The sequence below is a fragment of the Streptomyces resistomycificus genome, assembly GCF_001514265.1.
In the GTDB taxonomy this organism is placed as follows: domain Bacteria; phylum Actinomycetota; class Actinomycetes; order Streptomycetales; family Streptomycetaceae; genus Streptomyces; species Streptomyces resistomycificus.
The window spans coordinates 1,064,497-1,085,018 of sequence record NZ_KQ948989.1 but is presented as its reverse complement, the minus strand read 5'-3'; the positions used below and the strand labels follow the sequence as shown (position 1 = coordinate 1,085,018).

Sequence of the window (20,522 nt, the reverse complement as noted above, 5' to 3'; positions counted from 1 at the left end):
CCGGTCGAGGGGTCGGGAGCCGCACCCTCAGGTCCCGGCGACGAGGGTGATCCCGAGGACGATCATCATCGCGGCGACCAGGCCGTCCAGTACCCGCCAGGCCGCCGGCCGGGCCAGGAAGCGGCCGAGCAGGCGGGCGCCGAAGCCGAGCGCGGTGAACCAGCACAGGCTGGCGAGCACCGCGCCGAGCCCGAACGTCCAGCGCATCGCCCCGCGGTCGGCGGCGACGGAGCCGAGCAGGAACACCGTGTCGAGATACACGTGCGGGTTGAGCCAGGTCATCGCCAGACAGGTGAGGACCGCCCGCCGCCGCGAGCCCTCCGCCTCGCCGTCGCCGCGCAGCGCCTCCCCCGGCCGGAACACCCGCCGGGCGGCGAGGGCGCCGTAGCAGAGCAGGAACGCGCCGCCGATCCAGCCGACCGCCGTCAGCGCACCCGGCCACGCCACCACCACCGCGCCCACGCCGCCGACGCCCAGGGCGATGAGTACGGCGTCGGACAGGGCGCAGATGCCGACCACCGGGAGGACCGCGTGGCGGCGGATCCCCTGGCGCAGGACGAAGGCGTTCTGGGCGCCGATGGCGACGATGAGCGAGAGGCCGGTGCCGAATCCGGCGGCCGCGGCGGTCAGGGAGGCGGTCATGGCGTCGACGCTAGAGAAGCGATCACCTGGTGTACAGCTAAAGATTCTTACCTATCATTAGCTGTCGTGATGATGACCGAACTTCCGCTGGATCAGGTCCGGACGCTGCTCGCGGTGGTCGACGAGGGCACCTTCGACGCGGCGGCCGCCGCCCTCCACCTGACGCCGTCGGCGGTCAGTCAGCGGGTGAAGGCACTGGAGCAGCGCACCGGCCGGGTGCTGCTGGTGCGTACGAAGCCGGTGCGGCCGACGGAGTCCGGCGAGGTCGTCGTGCGGTTCGCCCGGCAGCTGGCCCGGCTGGAGCGGGACGCCCGGGCGGAGCTCGGCCTGCGCGGTGACGGCGAGCCGACCCGGGTGTCCGTCGCGGTGAACGCGGACTCCCTGTCGACGTGGTTCCTGGGGGCGCTCACGCGGGTGCCGCAGGAGCCGCAGCTCTGCTTCGAACTGCGCCGCGAGGACGAGACCCGTACGGCGGAGCTGCTGCGGGAGGGTCTGGTGATGGCCGCGGTGACCTCGTCGCCGGACGCCGTGGCGGGCTGTTCGGTGCGGCCGCTGGGACGGATGCGGTACGTCGCGGCGGCGAGCCCCGGGTTCGCGGAGAGGCATCTCGGCGGGGCACTGCGCGACGCTCTCACCCGCGCGCCGGTACTGACCTTCGACCGCAGCGACGAACTCCAGGACGCGTTCGTCCGGCGGCTGCGGGGCGGCACCGGCGCGGCGAGTTCGGTACGGCACTCCCTGCCCACCTCGGAAGGATTCGTCGAGGCCGTCGCGGCCGGTCTCGGGTGGGGCCTGGTGCCGGAGGTGCAGGCGGTCCCACTGCTGCGCGCGGGCCACCTGGTCCCGCTGGCCCCGGAGCACACCGTCGACGTACCGCTGTACTGGCAGCAGTGGAAGCTGGACTCCCCTGCGCTGGCCTCCGTGGCCACCGCGGTGGTGGCGGCCGCCGCGGAGGCGCTGCGCGACTAGCGGCTAGCGGATCGCCGCGAGCTGCGCCTCGGCGCTGTCCAGAAGCATCTCCAGGGCCGTCGGGTAGGCGCTGGTGACCATGCGGGCGGCGAGTAGGGGTGCCGCCTCGGCGATGCGGGGGTGGGTGGCGCGTGGCAGGCGGGCGTACGTCGAGCGCCACATGTGCTCGTCGGCGTGCAGCGAGTCGCTCGGCAGGGCGAGCGAGGCGGCGTCGAGGGCGGCGAAGGCCAGGGTCTGGTCGATGAAGGCGTGGTAGACGCGCACGGTGTCCGGCAGGGGGAACCCGGCCGTGCGCAGGATGTCCAGGACGGCCTCGTCGGCGGCGAGTTCGTTCGCCCGGCCGGTGACCCGGCTGGTGGTCAGCAGGGCGGCCTGCGGATGGGCGACGTACTCGGCGTGGACGCGCAGTCCGACGGTGCGCAGGTCCGCCCGCCACTCCCCCGTCGGCCGCCAGCCCCGCAGCGCCTGGCCGATCAGGGCGTCACCGATGGCGAGCGTCAGCTCGTCCATGCCGCGGAAGTACCGGTAGAGCGTGGACGGGTCGGCGTCCAGGGCGAGGCCGAGACGGCGGGCCGTCAGCCCCGCGCTGCCGTGCTCGCGCAGCATGCGCAGCGCGGTCTCCACGATGAGCCGCTCGGACAGCACGGTGCCGCTCCTGGTGGGCCTGCGCCGGCGCCGCTTCTCCTCGGGGACCACTGGTTTGGGCACGCCGCCTCCTTATGCCAACGCCATTGACCTTACGTGACGGCGGGGCGTTGTATCGGCCGCAGGGGCCCCGAACAGCTGCGACCTTCGAACGTCAGGGAGTGCTTGTCATGCGTGTACTGCTCGTGGGAGCCGGCGGTGTGGGCACCGCCGTCACCCGGATCGCGGCCAGACGGCCGTTCTTCGACGCGATGGTGGTCGCCGACTACGACCCGGCCCGGGCCGAGGCGGCCGTCGCGGCCCTCGGCGACGGCGGCGGCCGGTTCCGGGCCGAGCGGGTCGACGCCGGGGACGAGGCGGCGGTCGCGGCGCTGCTGGAGCGCCACGGCTGTGACGTCCTCCTCAACGCCACCGACCCGCGCTTCGTGATGCCGCTCTTCCGTGCGGCACGCACCGCCGGCGCCACCTACCTGGACATGGCGATGTCACTGTCCCGGCCGCATCCCGAACGGCCGTACGAGGAGTGCGGGGTGAAGCTCGGCGACGAGCAGTTCGCGCAGGCAGAGGAGTGGGAGAAGGCGGGTGTGCTGGCGCTCGTCGGCATGGGGGTGGAGCCGGGTCTGTCGGACGTCTTCGCCCGGTACGCGGCCGACGAACTCTTCGACGAGATCGAGGAGATCGGCGTTCGCGACGGCGCGAACCTGACGGTCGACGGTTACGACTTCGCGCCGTCCTTCAGCATCTGGACCACCATCGAGGAGTGCCTCAACCCGCCGGTCGTCTACGAGGCCGACAAGGGGTGGTTCACCACCGAGCCGTTCAGCGAGCCCGAGGTGTTCGACTTTCCCGAGGGCATCGGGCCGGTCGAGTGCGTGAACGTGGAGCACGAGGAGGTGCTGCTCGTACCGCGTTGGGTCGGAGCACGCCGCGTGACCTTCAAGTACGGCCTGGGCCGGGAGTTCGTCGAGACCCTCAGGACGCTGCACCTGCTGGGACTGGACCGCACGGAGCCGGTGACCGTACCGGGCGTCGACGGTCCGGTCGCCGTCTCGCCACGGGACGTCGTCGCCGCGTGTCTTCCGGATCCGGCGACGCTGGGCGAGCGGATGCACGGCAAGACCTGTGCGGGCACCTGGGTGCGGGGCGTCAAGGACGGGGCGCCGCGGGAGGTGTACCTGTACCACGTGGTCGACAACCAGTGGTCGATGACCGAGTACGGCTGTCAGGCCGTGGTGTGGCAGACCGCCGTGAACCCGGTGGTCGCCCTCGAACTCCTCGCCGGCGGCGTCTGGTCCGGCGTTGGCGTCCTGGGCCCGGAGGCCTTCCCGGCCGGCCCCTTCCTCGACCTGCTCACCGCGTACGGCTCCCCGTGGGGTCTGCGGGAGCAGTGAACGAGCCGCGCCGGCCGTCCGATCGGGGTCCCACAGGACTCGGTTGTTTCATCCATGCGTGGACAGGTGACCCGGAAGCGAGTAAGGAATTCCCGAGGGCACACGACTTTCGATCGCAGGTGACTTTTCATGGACAGCTGGCGAGACCACGCCGCGTGCCGCCAAGAGGACCCCGACCTCTTCTTCCCGATCGGCAGCACCGGACCGGCGCTGGTGCAGCAGGAGCAGGCGAAGGCCGTCTGCCGGCGCTGCCCGGTGCAGGAGCCGTGCCTGCAGTGGGCGTTGGACACCGGGCAGACTCTGGGCGTCTGGGGCGGCACGAGCGAGAACGAACGCCGTTCGCTGAGGCGGCGCGCGGGCTCCCGGAGGAAGTCCGGGTGACCCCGGGCCGCGCCGGCGGCGGGCGCGGCGCGCTGGACCCCAGGAAATCCCCTGCCTGTTCACCGCGTGCCGCGCCTCCCCGACAGCGCCCCGAGGTCCGTCCCTCGGACGTCAGGCCGTCCCCTGTCCGGCTTCGGCGCCCTGGGCGCTTGCCCGGCCGGGCGGGTCGTCCTGCCGCGTCGGCTGGGGCAGTCGCAGGGTGAAGACGCTGCCGGCGCCGGGTTCGCTCGTGGCGTCCGCCGTTCCGCCGTGCGCCACGACCAGGTGACGGACGATCGGCAGGCCGAGACCGCTGCCACCGGTGCGGCGGCTGCGGGACTTCTCCGCGCGCCAGAAACGGTCGAAGACGTGCGGCAGGTCGTCCGGCGCGATACCGGCGCCGGTGTCGGTGACCTCCAGCAACACGTCGTCGCCGTCGCGGCGCGCCGCCAGCGTGACGGTGCCGTCCGCGGGTGTGTGGCGCAGGGCGTTGGAGACCAGGTTGCCCAGCGCCTGCCGCATCCGCACCGGGTCGGCGTCCAGCCACGGCGTGCCCTCGAGGGCGGTGCGCAGGGTGACCCCGGCGGCGTCGGCCGCGACGCGGTGGGCCGCGGCTACCTGGTCGAGGAGTTCGTCGCAGCGCACCGGCTCCGGGTGCAGGCGCAGGGTGCCGGCGTCGGCGTCGGCGAGGTCGCGCAGGTCGTCGATGACACGCTGCAGCACGAGGGCCTCGTCGTGCAGTGAGGCGAGCAGCGCCGGGTCGGGCTCCACGACTCCGTCGCGGGTGACCTCCAGCCAGCCGCGGATGTTGGTGAGCGGGCTGCGCAGTTCGTGCGCGATGTCGCTGACCATCGCCTTGCGCTGGGCCTCCAGGCGTTCACGGCGCTCGGTCAGCTCGTTGAAGGCCGCGGCGAGGATACCGGTCTCGTCCCGGGTGGTGACGGGGACCCGGACATGCCGGTCGGGCGGCTGCTGGGCCGCCGCGGTCAGCGCGCGCAGCGGCCGCACGAGCCGGGTGGCGACCACGGCGGTCACGGCGACGGTGACGGCGAGGACGAGCCCGGCGGCGCCGACGACCTTGGCCTTGTTGGCCGGTGACATGTCGAAGCGCACGGCGGGGGTGTCGCCACCGTCCCCCAGGAACAGCTCGGCGGCGGGCGCGACGTACGGGTCGAGCTGGGCGCGGCGGGCGTCCTCCAGGCACTCCCGGGCCGCCCGCCAGGCCTTGCCGTCCCCCGACTTGGCGAACCCGGGCCCGAGGGCCGGGGCCCGCGAGGACACACCGGTGAGGTCGACGCCCAGGGCCAGCGGTATGTCCTCCGGCAGGCCGACCCGGGTCAGACAGCCACCGGCCTGCTCCTGGAGTGCTTCGAGCGCCTTGTCCTCCGTGGGCGTCGGCGTGCCTAGCCGGCCGTCGGCGCATCCTTCGGGCACGTAGGTTGGGTCGGCGGCGCCGTCCGCCGGGGTGAGGACCGGGCGGCCGCTCGGCATGCGGGTGAGGCTCGTGTCGATGCCGTAGCGGGCGAAGCAGTTCTTTCGTGTCCGGGCCAGCGTGTCGAGCTTCGCGCGTTCCGCGGCCGTGAGCCGGTAGGGGCCCACGACCCGCGGGTCCGTGCCGCCGAGCTGGGCGCCGCGCTCGCTGTAGGTGTCGGTGCGCAGGGGGTCGACGGTGGCGGCGGCGCTGAGCGGCAGGGAGGTTCCGCGTGGCGCCGAGTCGGCGATGGTCGTGCGGTCGGGGGTGGTGAGCGCGACGCGCCGCCCGGTCCTCGCGGACAGTTCCCGTACGGTCCGCTCCACTCCCTTCCAGTCGGAATGGGTCGCCGCGTAGCCGCTGAGCCGCGCGAGGACGTCCATGTCGTCGGCGAGGACCTGTCCCTGTTCCTCCCGCAGGGCGCGGGTGGTGGTCTCGACGGCCAGCCAGGCGGTCGCCGCCACCGAGCACACGGCGATGAGGCCGGCGGCGATCAGCAGCCGGACCAGCAGGCGCTTGCGCAGCGGTATCCGGCCGCTCATCCACGTCCCCCGCTGAGCTTGTAGCCGACCCCGAAGACGGTGAGCAGCCGCGTCGGCCGGCGCGGGTCGGTCTCCGTCTTGCGGCGCAGGTTCATGATGTGGACGTCGACGGCCCGCTCGGTGGAGGCACGGTCGGTGCCCCGGGTGACTTCCAGCAACTGCCACCGCGAGAAGACCCGTTCGGGCTCGGCGGCCATGGCGAGGAGGATCTCGAACTCGGCCGGTGTGCACTCGACGAGCGCTCCCTCGCAGCGCACTTCGTGCCGTTCGGGATCGATCGTGATCCCCCCGGCGCGTACGACGGGATCGTCTCGCCGTTCGCCCGGGGTGCGTGCGCTGCGCCGCAGGACGGTGCGGATGCGGGCCATCAGCTCGCGGGGGCTGTACGGCTTGGTCATGTAGTCGTCCGCGCCCAGCTCCAGGCCCAGCAGCAGGTCGTCCTCGGTGGCGCGGGCGGTGAGCATGAGGACGGGGACGTCGTCGTCGTGGCGCAGGGCCCGGCACACGCCGAAGCCGTCGATCACGGGCAGCATGAGGTCCAGCACGACGAGGTCCGGCCGCAGTCGGCGGGCCGCGTCGAGGGCGGCCCGCCCGTCGTGGACCACCGTGGCGGTGTGACCCTCCGCCAGCAGGGACCGGCGTATGAGTTCGGCCTGCATCTCGTCGTCCTCGGCGACCAGCACATGTGCGCACACGCGGCGGATCCTAAGCGGTTCGGGGTTCGGAGGGCTTCGGCGGGCTCAACGGGCTCAGCGGGCTCAGCGGGCCAGTGACTCGGCGTCGCCCATGACGACCACGGGGCGCTGTTTCGGGTCGAGCCTCTGCAGCAGTTCCCTCATGTGCTCGCGGGCGATGCTGACACAGCCCTGCGTGGGCCCGGCGTGGTCGACGTGCAGCCAGATGCCGCCGCCGCGTTTCGCGCCCAGCGGGCGGGTCCAGTCGAGGGGGGACGTGCCCGGCTGCCGGTTGTAGTTGACGGCGATCACGTAGTCGAAGGCCCCGGCCAGTTCCTCGCCCTCGAACCCGGTTCCGGTGGCGGTGAACCCGTCGCCGTGGTCGTACGGCAGGCGGGTGCCCGGGTCCGGGAGCAGGCCGCCGGCGTCGGTCAGGTCGTAGACACCCACCGGTGAGCGCAGGTCCCCGGCCCGGTGGTGGTGGGTCCAGCCCTTGTACGCGTTGTGCGCGGGCCACTCCTCCCCGGCCAGCCACCCTCCCGCGGCGCGCTCGTACAGGACGACCGTGGAGCGCGACGAGTTCTTGCCCCGGCCGGTGGCCATGACGACCTGGCCGGTGGCGGACGGCACCTGTGCCAGGGTCTCCGGCCCCAGTCCGGGCAGCTGCCGCGGGGCCGCCTGGACGGAGACCGCCGGGGAGGGTGGGGGTGAGGGCGCGGGCGTGCTGGTGGTCGGGGCGGCCTCGGGGCGTGGGTCCGAGATCGCCGCCGCGCCGCTGCCGCATCCGGTGAGCAGCAGGGACGCGGCGAGCAGCGCGATTGAAGTCCTGGGTGCGATCACGGATCGACCTTGACCGATACTTGTGAGGAACTCGTCAGGTAACGGCCCCTGTTCGGTCCACTTGACCCGTTCGGACCTACGGTTTGCCCGGCTTGCCCGCCTTGTACAGCCAGGTGTGGAACAGTCCGCCGAGGTCCTTCCCCGACTGCCGCTCCGCGAGGCGCACGAACTGCGGGGTCGTGCCGTGGCCGTCGCGGTGCTGTGCCGCCCAGGCCCGCAGGACGCGGAAGAAGGCCCGGTCCCCCACGGCCTTGCGCAGGACGTGCAGGGTCATGGCGCCGCGGGCGTAGACGGGGGTGCCGAAGATGTTCGCGCCGCTGCCGGGGTCGCCGGGCGGGAACTCCCACAGGCCGTCGCTCGCCGGGCGGGCGTAGAGCCCGTCGAAGATCTGCTGGGCGCTGGTGCCGCCGTGCTGCTCGCTGTACAGCCATTCGGCGTAGGTCGCGAACCCCTCGTTGAGCCAGATCTCCTTCCAGGAGGTGAGGGTGACCGAGTCGCCGAACCACTGGTGGGCGCTCTCGTGGACGAGGGTGCTCAGGTCGGGTGCCGCGTCGTAGACGGGACGCGTCTGGGTCTCCAGGGCGTAGCCGACGTCCGGGGCGTGGTCGACGATCGAGCCGGCGGCACGGAAGGGGTAGGGCCCGAAGAGGTCGCTCGCCCACTCCAGTACGGAGGGCAGCTTCTTCAGGACGGGTGCCGCGGCCTCGGCCTCGCGCGGGTCGACGGCGTCGTAGACCTTGATGCCGTCGCGGGTGGTGTACTGCCTGACCTCGAACTTCCCGATCGTGGCGGTGGCGAGGTAGGCCGCCATCGGCTCCTGCTGGCGCCAGCGGAAGGTGGTCTGTCCGTGCGCGGTCCGCTTGCCGAGGAGGACGCCGTTGGCGACGGCGGTGCGCCCCTTGGGGACGGTGATCTCGAAGTCGTAGGACGCCTTGTCCGTGGGGTGGTTGTCGGCCGGGAACCAGGTCATGGCGCCCTGCGGCTCGCCGGCCACGAAGGCGCCGTCGTCGGTGGGGATCCAGCCGTCGAGCGAGCCGTCCGGGTCGGTGACCGGGCCGGGTCTGCCCTCGTAGCCGACGGTGACGCGGAACTCCTGGCCCTTGCGCAGGGCGTGGCGCGGGGTGACGACGAGTTCCTGGCCGTCGCGGGTGTGGTGCGCCTTGACGTGGTCGACCGTGAGGCCGGTGACCTTCAGTCCGTTGAGGTCGAGGTCGAAGCGGGTGAGTGACTGGGTGGCGCGGGCGGTGAGGAACGCCTTGCCCTTGAGGCGGCCGTTGCCGGGGTCGTAACGGAAGGTCAGGTCGTAGTGGCGGACGTCGTAGCCGCCGTTCCCGGCGAGCGGGAAGTACGGGTCACCGACGCCGGCCGCGCCGGCGGTGGCCGCGGACGCGGGTCCGGCGGCCACGAACAGGGCCGCCAGGGCGACGGGGACGGTGGCGGTCACGGCTTCGCGGCGGAGAACGGCGGTACGTCCGGCGGGCTGCGTCACGTGCGCTCCTGACGAGTGGGGGGCCGACCGCCCACCCTATGAGCCGCCCCTTGCGTGTCGCGCCCTTGATCAGGTCAAGTCGCGTCGCGTCGACCGGCGCACGCGGGGACCCGGCGATACGCTCCCGACAGGCCCCGCGTCGGCGGGCACCGCCGGCCCGTGCGGCGTCGGCGACCTCCTCGGCCCCTCTTTCGAAAGGCCCGCCCATGAGCGTGCGCGTCCGCCGCGTGTACGAAGCGCCCAGGTCCGACGACGGTGTGCGTGTCCTGGTGGACCGGCTGTGGCCGCGCGGTCTTTCGAAGGACGCGGCGCGTGTCGACGAGTGGCCCAAGGCCCTCACCCCGTCGACCGAACTGCGCCGCTGGTATCACGCGGGCGAGGCGTCGTACGAGGAGTTCGGCCGGCGTTACGAGGCGGAGCTGGCCGCTCCCGAGGCGGCCGAACGCCTCGACCATGTGCGGGAGTTGGCCGCAAAGGGCGCCGTCACGCTGCTGACCGCCGCCAAGGCCCCCGAGGAGAGCCACGCGTCCGTGCTGGTCCGTCTCCTGGAGGGCTGACCCGAGAGCCGGCTCGAGGGCCGAGGAGACGGACCGGCGCGGACGGGTCAGGCGGTCTGCCGGGCCGCGGCCCGGCCCGCGGCCCGCCCCGAGAAGAGGCAGCCGCCGAGGAAGGTGCCTTCCAGCGCGTTGTAGCCGTGGACGCCGCCGCCGCCGAACCCGGCGACCTCGCCCGCCGCGTACAACCCGTCGAGGGGCTTGCCGTCGGTGCCGAGGGCGCGGGAGTCGAGGTCGGTCTGGATGCCGCCGAGCGTCTTGCGGGTGAGGGTGTGCAGCTTGACGCCGATGAGGGGCCCGGCGGCCGGGTCCAGGATGCGGTGCGGGGTGGCGACGCGGCCGAGGCGGTCGCCGATGTAGCGGCGCGCGTTGCGGATGCCCTGCACCTGGGCGTCCTTGCTGAAGGCGTTGGCGATCTGGAGGTCACGGGCCTCGATCTGACGCCGGATGACGGCGGCGTCGAGCAGCGCCTTGTCCGTCAGCGCGTTCATCTTCTCGACCAGTTGCTCCAGGTTGGAGGCGGTCACGAAGTCCGCGCCCTTGCGCACGAAGGCGTCGACCGGGCCGGGTGCCCCCTTGCCCAGGACCCGGGTCTTCAGAAAGCCGGCCCGGTCCTTGGCGGTGATGTCGGGGTTCTGCTCGGAGCCCGACAGGGCGAACTCCTTCTCGATGATCTTCTGGGTGAGGATGAACCACGAGTGGTCGTGGTCCGCGATGTCCTCGGTGGTGCGCAGGTACTTGAGCGTGCTGAGCGTGTCGTAGCCGGGCAGACACGGCTCGGGCAGCCGGCGGCCGAGGGCGTCGAACCACATCGAGGACGGGCCGGGCAGGATGCGGATGCCGTGGCCGGGCCAGATCGGGTCCCAGTTCTGCAGGCCCTCGGTGTAGTGCCACATACGGTCGCGGTTGACCAGGCGGACACCGGCCGCGGCGCTGATGTCGAGCATCCGGCCGTCGACATAGGCGGGGACGCCGGTGACCATCTCGGCGGGCGGGGTCCCCAGGCGCTCGGGCCAGTAGCGACGGACGATGTCGTGGTTGGCGCCGATGCCACCGCTGGTGACGACGACGGCCCGGGCGGTGAGCTCGAAGTCGCCCACGCGGTCGCGGTTGGAGGAGACGCCCCGCGGGGAGTCGTCCTCGGCCAGCAGGGTGCCGCGGACCCCGCGGGCCGCGCCTTCCTCGACGACCAGTTCGTCGACCTGGTGGCGGTGGTAGAAGGTGAGCAGCCCGTCACGCGCCGCCTGCTTGGCGTACGCGACGAACGGCTCGACGACTCCGGTGCCGGTGCCCCAGGCGATGTGGAAGCGGGGGACGGAGTTGCCGTGGCCCTGGGCCGTCAGGTCGCCGCGCTCGGCCCAGCCGACGGTGGGCAGGAACTTGATGCCGTGCCCCTCCAGCCAGGACCGCTTCTCCCCCGCCGCGAACTCGACGTAGGCGCGCGCCCAGCGCACCGCCCAGGAGTCCTCGTCGTCGGTCCGGTCGAAACGGGCGCTGCCCTGCCAGTCGCTCCAGGCCAGGTCGAAGGAGTCCTTGATGCCCAGGCGGCGCTGCTCCGGGGTGTCGACGATGAACAGCCCGCCGAAGGACCAGAAGGCCTGGCCGCCGAGGTTGGCGGCGTTCTCCTGGTCGACCAGCGCGACCCGGCGGCCCTTGCTGGTGAGTTCGTGTGCCGCGACCAGGCCCGCGAGTCCGGCTCCGACGACGATGACGTCCGCATCCATGGCGACCGTTGCCTTTCTCATGGGGGTCTCAGAGGTCTTGTTCGGGTCTTCCGCTGCCGTCGGTCAGCAGCGCGGTCAGCAACTGGCCCAGCCAGACGCGGGCGCGCTCGATGTCCTTGTCCAGCAGCAGTTGGGTGGTGACTCCGTCGTACGCGGCGACGACCGCGCGGGCGGCGCCGTCGACGCCGCCGAGCACGGCGGGCAGGGCGGTGTGTCCCGTGGCGCGGGCGAGCCGTTCCTCGATCGCCCGCCGCAGCCGCTCCCGGTGCTCCAGCAGGGTCTGTGCGACGGCCCGGTCACGCGCTGCGTGGACCAGGAAGTCCGTCTTGACCAGCAGCCAGTCCACGTCGAGCAGAAGCACCTCGGTGACGCGGTCCACGGACGCCGGTACGTCGAGTCCGGGTCCGTCCAGGGCCAGGGCCTCGGTCACCTGCTCGGCGATCAGGTCGGCCCGCTGCCGGTAGAGGGCGAAGAACAGCTCGTCGAGACTGTCGAAGTTGGAGTAGAAGGCACCCCGGCTGTAACCGGCCGCCTCACAGACCTCCTCGATCGAGACCCGCCCGAAGCCCTTGGCGGCGAAGACCGCGAAGGCCGCGTCCAGCAGGTTGGCGCGCGTACGGACACGACGCCTGGTCACGCGCCTGGTCGTCTGCTCCACCGCCATGTTCGGCCCTCCGTTCGATACAGGAATGTATCCGATACATCGATGCATCGAAAGCCTCGGTCCGAAAGCGACGGGCGGCCGGATTCATTGGGAACATATATTCGAATGAGGAGTACGCTGGCAGCATGACCGCGCACCACCTCCAGGGCTCGCTCTTCGACCAGGCCGACCGGCTGTGGCTCGGGCCCCTCGACGGGATCCGCCGGACCGTGCTCGGTCTCGGCGCCTGGATCGACGTGCTGCCCGGCTGGCTGAGCGGATCGGACGGATTGTTCGAACAGCTGGCCGCCGAGGTGCCGTGGCGTGCGGAGCGCCGGAAGATGTACGACCAGGTGGTCGACGTACCCCGGCTGCTGTCGTTCTACGGACCCGGCGACCCCCTCCCGCACCCCGTGCTGCCCCAGGCCCGCGAGGCGCTGTCCGCGCACTACGCCGAGGAACTGGGCGAGCCGTTCACCACGGCCGGGTTGTGCTACTACCGCGACGGCAGGGACAGCGTGGCCTGGCACGGGGACCGCATCGGGCGCGGAGCCCGCGAGGACACCATGGTCGCGATCCTGTCCGTGGGCGCTCCCCGGGATCTGCTGCTGCGTCCGGTGCGCGGCGGGGAGACGGTCCGTCGGCCGCTGGGGCACGGCGACCTGATCGTGATGGGCGGCTCCTGCCAGCGCACCTGGGAGCACGCCGTACCGAAGACCAAGCGCGCGGCGGGACCGCGCATCAGCATCCAGTTCCGGCCGCACGGCGTGCGCTGAGGCGGAGAGGCGGCCGCCTCGGCCGCACGCGGGGGCTGCCTCCGGCGGACGGTGCCGGAGGCAGCCCCGTTCCGGCGGAACCCGGTCGTCCCGCGTCCCCGCTCCCCCACACTGACGCTCATCGGAGGGGGCCACCCCTGGGGGCCGCTGCCCGGCGCACGGGAGAGGCGGTGGAACGACGGCCGGCACTCCTCCTGGTGCCCGCGCTGCCGCTCGCCCTCATCGACGCGCTGCTCGGTATGGAGGAGAGCTTCGCGGGCTGGAACCGCTGGGCCTGACGGCGATCCTAGGGCTGCTGGACCGGCCCGGCGAGAGGTCCGCAGAGGGTGCGTCCGGCGAGGGTGCTCGGGCCAGGGCGGCCGCCGCACGGCGCGCGTGACGCCGTATCTCACCGTCGCCGCCCTGCCGTTGTACGTCCTGCACCAGCCGGTCGTGGTCGCCTTCGCGTACGGCGTGGTGGGCCTGCCCGCGTCGATCCTGGTCAAGTACGCGGCGATCGTGGCGGCTTCCCTGGCGGTGGCTCTCGGCCCGTACGAGTACCTCGTACGCCGGACGCGGATCACCCGTTCCCTGTTCGGCATGCGACCGGACCCGCCGACTCCGCCTCCCTCCTGATCTGCTTTGCTGTGTCCGTCGGGCAGTTCCTCAACACTCGGGACGATCATGCGGGCAGACGTGCAGCAGGTAGCCGCCGGTACCTATCTGGTGCACGGCAGCAACACGAACTGGGTGATCCTCAAAGAGGGGGACGCCGTCACGCTCGTCGACACCGGATACCCGGGCGACCGGGAGCTGCTGCTGTCCTCCCTTGCGGAGGTGGGCAGTTCACCGGAGGCGGTCGCGGCCGTGCTGATCACGCACGCCCACAACGACCACCTCGGCTCCACCGAGTACCTGCGCACCGCCTACGGCATGCCCGTGTACCTGCACGAGGCCGAAGTACCCCACGCGCGGCGGGAGTTCCTGCACCAGGTCAGCGTCGGGACGGTGCTGAGGAACGGCTGGCGGCCCGGAGTCCTGCCCTGGGCGGTGCACGCGATCCGCTCGGGCGGCACCGCGCACGTCCCCGTCGCCTCCCCCCAGCCCTTCCCCGTGACCGGCCCGCTCGACCTGCCCGGCCGGCCCGTCCCCGTGCACACGCCCGGCCACACCGACGGACACACCGCCTACCACCTCCCCGACACCGGGGTGGTGATCTCGGGCGACGCCCTGGTCAGCGGGCACCCCACCTCGCGGGTCGAGGGCCCGCAGCTGCTTCCCGACATGTTCCACCACGAACGGGCCCGTGCCGTGGCCTCGCTGGACGTCCTCGCGGACCTCGCGGGCGACACCCTGCTGCCCGGCCACGGGCCGGTGCACCGCGGTCCGGTCCGTGGAGCGTCGCTTCAAGCCAGGGAGCGCGCACTCTAAGGTGAGGTGACGATCACCGGCGCGGCAGCACGCGACACGCACATAAGGACACACGAGCCATGGCCCTGCAGATCAGCGCGACCAACCCGGAGCACCCCGCGCTCCTGCTCGAACTGCCGTGGCACCTCCCCCTGGAGGAGTGGCCCGAGGAGTACCTGGTGCCGTTGCCGCGCGGCATCTCCCGCCACGTCGTGCGCTACGCCCGCGCCGGCGACGAGGTGATCGCCGTCAAGGAGCTCGCCGAGCGTCCGGCGCTGCGCGAGTACGAACTGCTGCGTGACCTGGACCGGCTCGGCATCCCCGCGGTCGATCCGCTGGCCGTGGTCACCGGCCGCACCGACTCGGGGGCAGGGCCGCTGGAGTCGGTGCTGGTCACCCGGCACCTGGGTGGCTCGATGCCGTACCGGTCGATGTTCGAGACGACCATGCGGCCGGCGACCATGCACCGGCTGATGGACGCCCTGGCGGTCCTGCTGGTGCGGCTGCACCTCGCCGGGTTCGCGTGGGGCGACTGCTCGCTGTCCAACACCCTCTTCCGACGCGACGCGGGCGCCTACGCCGCGTACCTGGTGGACGCGGAGACGGGTGATCTGCACTCGCAGCTCAGCGTCGGCCAGCGCGAGTACGACCTCGATCTGGCCCGGGTCAACATCAGCGGTGAGCTGCTCGACCTGGAGGCGTCGGGGGCGTTGCACCCCTCCGTGGACCCGATCGAGTTCGGCACGGAGATCTGCGCGCGCTACGGGCGGCTGTGGGAGGAGCTGACCCGCAGGTCGGTCTACCCGGCCGGCAAGTACCACTACATCGAGCGCCGGATCCGCCGGCTGAACGAGCTCGGTTTCGACGTGGCCGAGATGCAGATCGAGCACTCCTCCAACGGCGACTCGGTCACCTTCGTGCCCAAGGTCGTGGACGCGGGCCACCACCAGCGCCAGCTGCTGCGCCTTACGGGCCTGGACACCGAGGAGAACCAGGCCCGGCGCCTCCTGGGCGACCTGGAGAGCTGGATGGCCACCCAGGACGACTACGCCCCGGGCGACCCCCTCGCCGCCCGTCCCGAGGTGCTCGCGCACCGCTGGGTGCGGGACGTCTTCCGTCCGACCGTGCGGGCCGTGCCCCTGGAGCTGCGCGGGTCCATGGACGCGGCCGAGATCTACCACGAGCTGCTGGAACACCGCTGGTACCTGTCCGAGCGGGCCCAGCACGACATCGGGCTGGACACGGCCGTCGAGGACTACCTCAACAACATCCTCCCCACGGCCCGCGAGACGCTCAGGCCCACCCCGGCCGCCGACTGACCGGCCTCAGGCGTGCGGCACCACGGCCACCGGGCAGCCGGCGTGGTGCAGGACGCCGTGGGCGACCGAGCCGATGCGGGCGCCGACGGCCGTACGGTGGGCGCGACGGCCGACGACCATCAGCTGGGCCGCGCCGGCCACCGAGAGCAGCACCTGTCCGGCGCTGCCCATCTCCACGTGCTCGGTCACCGGCACGTCCGGGAAGCGGTTCCGCCACGGCTCCAGCGCCGCGGACAGGGCCTTCTTCTCGTACGGCTCCAGTCCGCCGGCCTCGTCGAGGAGCCTGAGCGAGCCCGGGCTGTAGGCGAAGACCGGCGGCAGGGTCCAGGCCCGGACCGCACGGACCGACGCGCCGCGCGCCGCGGCCGTCTCGAAGGCGAACCGCAGCACCTCGGCGCTGTCCTCCGGGTCGCCCTGCTGACCCACGACGATCTCGCGGCCTGCGGCCTCACCGGAGGCCTTGTCGCCGGAGCGCACCAGGACGACCGGGCGCGGGGCCTCCACGATGACCTGCTGGCCTACCGAGCCCACCAGGAACCCGACGACCGGGCCGTGACCGCGCGAGCCGAGGACCAGCATCTCGGCCTCGGCCGCGGCGGCGACCAGGGCGTCCACGCTGCCGCCCGCCACCACGTCGGTGGACACCTCGAGCTCGGGATGCCGCTCGGTCACGGTCCGGGCGGCCTCGCCGACCGCCTCCTTGGCCCATCCGGCCTGCACTTCGGGGTCCGCCGCCTCGATCACCTCGTACGGCTGGAACCGCCAGGCGTGCACCACCCGCAACGCCAGCCTCCGCCGGACCGCCTCCCTGGCCGCCCAGGCCAGCGCGGCCAGGCTCTCCTCGGATCCGTCGACCCCTGCCGTGATCGGGCGCGTCATTCTGTGGGCCTCCCCTGTGTCGTGGTCTCGTGACCGGTACCCAGTCTTCACTACGCTGACGACATGACCTTGGAATGGGAACAGGTTGTCGTGGACGCGGCCGACCCGGGGGCTCTGGGCCGCTGGTGGGCCGAGGCGCTCGGGTGGGTGGTCGTGGGCGATCTCCCCGACGAGTTCGAGATCCGGCCCCAGAAGGACCGGCTTCCGGGGCTGCTCTTCGCGCCGGTGCCGGAGGGCAAGACCGTCAAGAACCGCCTCCACCTCGATTTCCGGCCCGTCGACCAGGAGGCCGAGGTGGCCCGCCTCCTCGCCCTCGGCGCACGGCACGCGGACGTCGGCCAGGGCGAGCAGTCGTGGGTGACGCTCGCGGACCCCGAGGGCAACGAGTTCTGTGTGCTGGGGCCCCGCCACGGCTGACGCCCGCGAGCTCCCGCGCGCCTGAGCGGAGCGGGACGATCGAACATACGATGGACGGGAACCGGCACGGTGGCTTGATGACAGCGGGGACCGCCGTGCCGTGCATCCGGACGCTCGGGGTGGGAGACGTATGGCACAGGCCGCGGAGACGGCGCGGACCGTCATCCTGACCGTGGACGACGACCCGGGAGTGTCCCGAGCCGTCGCCCGGGACCTGCGGCGCCGCTACGGCGAGTCGTACCGGATCGTGCGCGCGGAGTCCGGCGAGTCCGCCCTGGAGGCACTTCGCGAGCTGAAGCTGCGCGGTGACCTGGTCGCCGTGATCCTGGCCGACTACCGGATGCCGCAGATGAACGGCATCGAGTTCCTGGAGCAGGCCCTGGACGTGTATCCGGGGGCCCGGCGGGTCCTGCTGACCGCCTACGCGGACACGAACGCCGCGATCGACGCCATCAACGTCGTGGATCTTGACCACTACCTCCTCAAGCCGTGGGATCCGCCCGAGGAGAAGCTGTATCCCGTCCTCGACGACCTCCTCGAGGCCTGGCGGTGCAGCGACTTCCGGCCGGTGCCCGCCACCAAGGTGGTCGGTCACCGCTGGTCGGCGCGCTCGTCGGAGGTACGGGAGTTCCTGGCCCGCAACCAGGTGCCGTACCGCTGGTACTCGGCGGACGAGCCCGAGGGGCGGCGGCTGCTGGCGGCGGCCGGGCAGGACGCCCGGCGGCTGCCGCTGGTGATCACACCGGACGGCACCGCGCTGGTCGAGCCCGAGGCCCCCGAACTGGCCGCGCGGGTGGGTCTCGCCACCACGCCCGCGGCCGACTTCTACGACCTCGTCGTCATCGGCGGCGGTCCGGCCGGGCTCGGCGCGGCCGTGTACGGGGCCTCCGAAGGCCTGCGGACCGTGCTCGTGGAGCGCTCGGCGACCGGCGGACAGGCCGGGCAGAGCTCCCGGATCGAGAACTACCTCGGCTTCCCGGACGGCGTGTCGGGCGGCCAGCTCACCGACCGGGCTCGGCGGCAGGCGACGAAGTTCGGCGCCGAGATCCTCAGCGCGCGCGAGGTGACCGGGCTGGAGGTCAACGGGGCCGCTCGGGTCGTACGGTTCTCGGACGGCTCGGCGATCGCCGCGCACAGCGTGATCCTGGCGACCGGCGTGTCCTACCGGCAGCTGGAGGCGCCCGGCACCACCGACCTGACCGGCTGCGGGGTGTTCTACGGTTCGGCGTTGACCGAGGCCGCGTCCTGCCAGGGCCACGACGTGTACATCGTGGGCGGCGCCAACTCCGCGGGGCAGGCGGCGATGTACCTGGCCCGGGGCGCCAAGTCGGTGACACTGCTGGTGCGCGGCGCGTCGCTGTCGGCGTCGATGTCGCACTACCTGATCCAGCAGATCGAGGAGTCCCCCAACATCTCGGTGCGCTGCGGCACGGTCGTCGAGGCCGCGCACGGCGCCGGACACCTGGAGCAGCTCACGCTGCGCGACCTCGGCAGCGGGGCGAGGGAACTCGTCGACGCACAGTGGATGTTCGTGTTCATCGGCGCGGCCCCGCTGACCGACTGGCTGGACGGCACGGTGCTGCGCGACGAGCACGGGTTCATCCTGGCCGGGCCCGACCTCACCCCGGACGGGCGACCCCCGGCGGACTGGGAGCTGGACCGGCCTCCGTACCACCTGGAGACCAACGTTCCCGGCGTGTTCGTCGCGGGCGACGCCCGCGCCGAGTCGGCGAAGCGGGTCGCCTCCGCCGTCGGAGAGGGAGCCATGGCCGTGATGCTCGTACACCGGTATCTGGAGCAGTCGTGAGCGGGCAGCCCATGCCGTGCAGCCCGCAGGAGATCGGGGCGCTGTTCCTGTTCGAGAAGCTGTCCCCCGGGCAGCTGGGCCAGCTGTGCGCCGCGGGGCGGGTGGAGAGGTTCGAGGCCGGGCCCGTCTACACCGAGGGCGAGCCCGCCACCTGCTTCTACGTGATGCTCGAGGGCACGGTCGTGCTGTCCCGCCGGGTCGGCGGTGACGACGTGGAGGTCAGCCGCACCTCGCAGCGCGGGGTGTACGCCGGGTCCATGCAGGCGTATCTGGGCGACCGGGTGCGGCAGGTCTACAACAACTCGATGCGTGTCACGGAACCGACGCGGTTCTTCGTGCTGCCCGCGGACGTGTTCGCGAGCTTCATGCAGGAGTGGTTCCCGATGGCGGTACATCTGCTGGAGGGGCTGTTCTTCGGCTCGAAGAACACCCAGCGGGCGATCGGGCAGCGCGAACGGCTGCTGGCGCTCGGTTCGTTGTCGGCCGGTCTCACCCACGAGCTGAACAACCCCGCGGCGGCGGCCGTCCGGGCCACCGCGACCCTGCGGGAACGGGTGGGCAAGATGCGGCACAAGCTCGCCGTCATCGCCCAGGGCTCCTACTCCCCCGAGGTGATGGCGAACCTCATCGACATCCAGGAACGCACCGCCGAACGCGTCGCCAAGGCCCCCACGTTGAGTCCGCTGGAGGCCTCGGACCGGGAGGACGCGCTCACGGACTGGCTCGACGACCACGGCATCCCGGAGGGCTGGCGGATCGCGCCCACCTTCGTGCAGGCGGGTCTGGACGCGGACTGGCTGGACCAGGTAGCGGCGGCCGTGGCCGCGGAGATCCTGCCGAACGCGATCGGCTGGCTCAACTACACGGTCGAGACCGAGCTGCTGATGGACGAGATCAACGACTCCACCAACCGCATCTCTCACCTGGTGGACGCCGCCAAGCAGTACTCCCAGCTCGACCGGGCCCCCTACCAGGTCGCCGACGTCCACGAACTCCTCGACAGCACCCTGCTGATGCTGTCGGGCAAGATCGGCCCGCGGATCAAGGTCGTCAAGGAGTACGACCGCACGCTCCCGAGGGTGCCGGCGTACCCGGCGGAGCTGAACCAGGTGTGGACCAACCTGATCGACAACGCGGTGCAGGCCGTCAACAGCGCGGGCGGGGAAGGCACGTTGACCGTGCGCACGGCTCTCGACCACGACCGGCTGCTGGTGGAGTTCCGTGACACCGGGCCCGGCGTCCCACGGGAGATCCGCAGCCGGATCTTCGACCCGTTCTTCACCACCAAGCCGGTCGGTGAGGGCACCGGGCTCGGGCTGGACATCTCCTGGCGGATCGTCGTCAACAAGCACCACGGCACCCTGCAGGTGGAGTCCGAGCCGGGCGACACCCGCTTCCAGGTCCTTCTGCCGCTCACGGCGGCGGAGTCCGAATCCGACACGGCACCCGAGGAGCTCGCATGACCAGCGACAGCGGAGTCGACTCAGTCGCTCCGGACATCCCGCCGAGCGGCGCCGGATGCGTGGAGTGCGACGCGGCGGGCGGCTGGTGGTTCCACCTGCGGCGCTGCGCGCGGTGCGGGCACATCGGCTGCTGCGACTCCTCCCCGGGCCGGCACGCCACCGGTCACTACCGGGCCACCGGGCATCCCCTGGTGCAGAGCTTCGAGCCCGGCGAGGGCTGGTTCTGGGACTACGCGACGAACGAGCTGTACGAGTCGGGACCGGAGCTGGCGCCCCCGGCCAGCCACCCCGCGGACCAGCCGGCACCGGGCCCGGCGGGACGGGTACCGGCCGACTGGGCCCGGACGTTGCGGCAGTGAGCGCCGGTCCGCGACCGCGGAGGTGAGGGAGGGTTCGCCCCTGCCGCCCTGAGGGCGCGGCCCGGCGGCTCCGGTGACCACGTGGAAGCCGTCGCGAGGCCGCCCGGCGCTCGTCCCCTCCGGGTGCTGTCCTTGGCCTCGCGGCCGGCCGGATGTGCCGGTGTGACGT

At 72.4% G+C, this 20,522-nt stretch carries 21 protein-coding genes; 12 read left to right on the top strand and 9 right to left on the bottom strand.

Annotated elements, in window-relative coordinates; translation table 11 throughout:
* Positions 1–27: 27 nt before the first annotated feature.
* Positions 28–642 carry a LysE/ArgO family amino acid transporter gene (locus AQJ84_RS09810; protein ID WP_030045561.1) on the bottom strand — a complete coding sequence of 205 codons (615 nt, stop codon included), beginning with the start codon at positions 640–642 and terminating at the stop codon, positions 28–30.
* A gap of 69 nt (positions 643–711) precedes the next feature.
* Here AQJ84_RS09810 and AQJ84_RS09805 point away from each other — a divergent pair, with 69 nt between their 5' ends.
* On the top strand, positions 712–1,611 hold the full coding sequence (locus AQJ84_RS09805; protein ID WP_053191434.1) for a LysR family transcriptional regulator ArgP: 900 nt from the start codon (positions 712–714) through the stop codon (positions 1,609–1,611).
* A gap of 3 nt (positions 1,612–1,614) precedes the next feature.
* On the opposite strand, the gene AQJ84_RS09800 is transcribed toward AQJ84_RS09805, so the two are convergent.
* Positions 1,615–2,319, bottom strand: a complete 705-nt coding sequence (locus AQJ84_RS09800) for a TetR/AcrR family transcriptional regulator (RefSeq protein ID WP_053191398.1) — start codon at positions 2,317–2,319, stop codon at positions 1,615–1,617.
* 107 nt (positions 2,320–2,426) lie between these two features.
* Between AQJ84_RS09800 and AQJ84_RS09795 the strand changes: the two genes are divergently transcribed.
* Complete coding sequence (locus tag AQJ84_RS09795) at positions 2,427–3,647, top strand: saccharopine dehydrogenase family protein (RefSeq protein ID WP_030045558.1); 1,221 nt, start codon at positions 2,427–2,429, stop codon at positions 3,645–3,647.
* 129 nt (positions 3,648–3,776) lie between these two features.
* Entirely contained in the window at positions 3,777–4,028 is a 252-nt protein-coding gene (locus tag AQJ84_RS09790; protein WP_030045557.1) for a WhiB family transcriptional regulator, read from the top strand.
* 111 nt (positions 4,029–4,139) lie between these two features.
* Here the strand turns inward: AQJ84_RS09790 and AQJ84_RS09785 are convergent, their stop codons facing one another.
* The 4 genes from AQJ84_RS09785 to AQJ84_RS09770 form a co-directional block, all read right to left on the bottom strand.
* Positions 4,140–6,020: a sensor histidine kinase gene (locus AQJ84_RS09785; RefSeq protein ID WP_053191400.1), complete on the bottom strand. Its 1,881-nt coding sequence runs from the start codon at positions 6,018–6,020 to the stop codon at positions 4,140–4,142.
* On the bottom strand, positions 6,017–6,715 hold the full coding sequence (locus AQJ84_RS09780) for a response regulator transcription factor (protein WP_051870311.1): 699 nt from the start codon (positions 6,713–6,715) through the stop codon (positions 6,017–6,019). The genes AQJ84_RS09785 and AQJ84_RS09780 overlap by 4 nt, the downstream gene beginning before the upstream one ends.
* Before the next feature lie 63 nt (positions 6,716–6,778).
* Positions 6,779–7,534: a L,D-transpeptidase family protein gene (locus tag AQJ84_RS09775; RefSeq protein WP_030045554.1), complete on the bottom strand. Its 756-nt coding sequence runs from the start codon at positions 7,532–7,534 to the stop codon at positions 6,779–6,781.
* Positions 7,535–7,610: 76 nt separating this feature from the next.
* Complete coding sequence (locus AQJ84_RS09770; protein WP_053191402.1) at positions 7,611–9,023, bottom strand: M1 family metallopeptidase; 1,413 nt, start codon at positions 9,021–9,023, stop codon at positions 7,611–7,613.
* 206 nt (positions 9,024–9,229) lie between these two features.
* On the opposite strand from AQJ84_RS09770, the gene AQJ84_RS09765 reads away from it, so the two are divergent.
* Positions 9,230–9,580 carry a DUF488 domain-containing protein gene (locus AQJ84_RS09765; protein WP_030045552.1) on the top strand — a complete coding sequence of 117 codons (351 nt, stop codon included), beginning with the start codon at positions 9,230–9,232 and terminating at the stop codon, positions 9,578–9,580.
* A 47-nt stretch (positions 9,581–9,627) separates the two neighbouring features.
* Here AQJ84_RS09765 and AQJ84_RS09760 read toward each other — a convergent pair whose 3' ends face one another.
* Both AQJ84_RS09760 and AQJ84_RS09755 read right to left on the bottom strand, forming a co-directional pair.
* The gene (locus AQJ84_RS09760; RefSeq protein ID WP_053191405.1) at positions 9,628–11,301 is read right to left on the bottom strand and encodes an FAD-binding dehydrogenase; all 1,674 of its coding nucleotides are present in this window, start codon (positions 11,299–11,301) and stop codon (positions 9,628–9,630) included.
* A gap of 28 nt (positions 11,302–11,329) precedes the next feature.
* Positions 11,330–11,965, bottom strand: a complete 636-nt coding sequence (locus AQJ84_RS09755; protein WP_030045550.1) for a TetR/AcrR family transcriptional regulator — start codon at positions 11,963–11,965, stop codon at positions 11,330–11,332.
* A gap of 125 nt (positions 11,966–12,090) precedes the next feature.
* On the opposite strand from AQJ84_RS09755, the gene AQJ84_RS09750 reads away from it, so the two are divergent.
* The 4 genes from AQJ84_RS09750 to AQJ84_RS09735 all read left to right on the top strand — a co-directional run bounded on the left by AQJ84_RS09750 (position 12,091) and on the right by AQJ84_RS09735 (position 15,428).
* Positions 12,091–12,720, top strand: coding sequence for an alpha-ketoglutarate-dependent dioxygenase AlkB (locus tag AQJ84_RS09750; RefSeq protein WP_030045549.1), 630 nt, complete (start codon positions 12,091–12,093; stop codon positions 12,718–12,720).
* 375 nt (positions 12,721–13,095) lie between these two features.
* Complete coding sequence (locus AQJ84_RS44955) at positions 13,096–13,335, top strand: hypothetical protein (RefSeq protein WP_030045548.1); 240 nt, start codon at positions 13,096–13,098, stop codon at positions 13,333–13,335.
* Positions 13,336–13,383: 48 nt separating this feature from the next.
* The gene (locus tag AQJ84_RS09740; protein ID WP_030045547.1) at positions 13,384–14,130 is read left to right on the top strand and encodes an MBL fold metallo-hydrolase; all 747 of its coding nucleotides are present in this window, start codon (positions 13,384–13,386) and stop codon (positions 14,128–14,130) included.
* A gap of 59 nt (positions 14,131–14,189) precedes the next feature.
* A complete protein-coding gene (locus tag AQJ84_RS09735; protein WP_030045546.1) occupies positions 14,190–15,428 on the top strand; it encodes a DUF4032 domain-containing protein in 1,239 nt (412 codons plus the stop codon).
* Between the two features lie 6 nt (positions 15,429–15,434).
* Here AQJ84_RS09735 and AQJ84_RS09730 read toward each other — a convergent pair whose 3' ends face one another.
* Positions 15,435–16,307 (bottom strand): universal stress protein, encoded by an 873-nt coding sequence (locus AQJ84_RS09730; RefSeq protein ID WP_030045545.1) that lies wholly within the window; start codon positions 16,305–16,307, stop codon positions 15,435–15,437.
* Between the two features lie 63 nt (positions 16,308–16,370).
* Between AQJ84_RS09730 and AQJ84_RS09725 the strand changes: the two genes are divergently transcribed.
* The 4 genes from AQJ84_RS09725 (at position 16,371) to AQJ84_RS09710 (ending at position 20,353) form a co-directional block, all read left to right on the top strand.
* Complete coding sequence (locus AQJ84_RS09725; RefSeq protein ID WP_030045544.1) at positions 16,371–16,724, top strand: VOC family protein; 354 nt, start codon at positions 16,371–16,373, stop codon at positions 16,722–16,724.
* A gap of 130 nt (positions 16,725–16,854) precedes the next feature.
* Positions 16,855–18,531, top strand: coding sequence for an FAD-dependent oxidoreductase (locus tag AQJ84_RS09720; RefSeq protein WP_053191407.1), 1,677 nt, complete (start codon positions 16,855–16,857; stop codon positions 18,529–18,531).
* On the top strand, positions 18,528–19,994 hold the full coding sequence (locus AQJ84_RS09715; protein WP_030045541.1) for an ATP-binding protein: 1,467 nt from the start codon (positions 18,528–18,530) through the stop codon (positions 19,992–19,994). Before AQJ84_RS09720 ends, AQJ84_RS09715 begins: the two co-directional genes overlap by 4 nt.
* On the top strand, positions 19,991–20,353 hold the full coding sequence (locus AQJ84_RS09710) for a UBP-type zinc finger domain-containing protein (protein ID WP_030045540.1): 363 nt from the start codon (positions 19,991–19,993) through the stop codon (positions 20,351–20,353). The genes AQJ84_RS09715 and AQJ84_RS09710 overlap by 4 nt, the downstream gene beginning before the upstream one ends.
* Positions 20,354–20,522 lie beyond the last annotated feature (169 nt).

Bases quoted from the DNA above. Each gene is read 5' to 3' on its own strand.
- AQJ84_RS09810 (WP_030045561.1), bottom strand. From the start codon at position 642: ATGACCGCCTCCCTGACCGCCGCGGCCGCCGGATTCGGCACCGGCCTC.
- AQJ84_RS09805 (WP_053191434.1), top strand. From the start codon at position 712: ATGATGACCGAACTTCCGCTGGATCAGGTCCGGACGCTGCTCGCGGTG.
- AQJ84_RS09795 (WP_030045558.1), top strand. From the start codon at position 2,427: ATGCGTGTACTGCTCGTGGGAGCCGGCGGTGTGGGCACCGCCGTCACC.
- AQJ84_RS09790 (WP_030045557.1), top strand. From the start codon at position 3,777: ATGGACAGCTGGCGAGACCACGCCGCGTGCCGCCAAGAGGACCCCGAC.
- AQJ84_RS09785 (WP_053191400.1), bottom strand. From the start codon at position 6,020: ATGAGCGGCCGGATACCGCTGCGCAAGCGCCTGCTGGTCCGGCTGCTG.
- AQJ84_RS09765 (WP_030045552.1), top strand. From the start codon at position 9,230: ATGAGCGTGCGCGTCCGCCGCGTGTACGAAGCGCCCAGGTCCGACGAC.
- AQJ84_RS09760 (WP_053191405.1), bottom strand. From the start codon at position 11,301: ATGGATGCGGACGTCATCGTCGTCGGAGCCGGACTCGCGGGCCTGGTC.
- AQJ84_RS09755 (WP_030045550.1), bottom strand. From the start codon at position 11,965: ATGGCGGTGGAGCAGACGACCAGGCGCGTGACCAGGCGTCGTGTCCGT.
- AQJ84_RS09750 (WP_030045549.1), top strand. From the start codon at position 12,091: ATGACCGCGCACCACCTCCAGGGCTCGCTCTTCGACCAGGCCGACCGG.
- AQJ84_RS09740 (WP_030045547.1), top strand. From the start codon at position 13,384: ATGCGGGCAGACGTGCAGCAGGTAGCCGCCGGTACCTATCTGGTGCAC.
- AQJ84_RS09735 (WP_030045546.1), top strand. From the start codon at position 14,190: ATGGCCCTGCAGATCAGCGCGACCAACCCGGAGCACCCCGCGCTCCTG.
- AQJ84_RS09730 (WP_030045545.1), bottom strand. From the start codon at position 16,307: ATGACGCGCCCGATCACGGCAGGGGTCGACGGATCCGAGGAGAGCCTG.
- AQJ84_RS09725 (WP_030045544.1), top strand. From the start codon at position 16,371: ATGACCTTGGAATGGGAACAGGTTGTCGTGGACGCGGCCGACCCGGGG.
- AQJ84_RS09720 (WP_053191407.1), top strand. From the start codon at position 16,855: ATGGCACAGGCCGCGGAGACGGCGCGGACCGTCATCCTGACCGTGGAC.
- AQJ84_RS09710 (WP_030045540.1), top strand. From the start codon at position 19,991: ATGACCAGCGACAGCGGAGTCGACTCAGTCGCTCCGGACATCCCGCCG.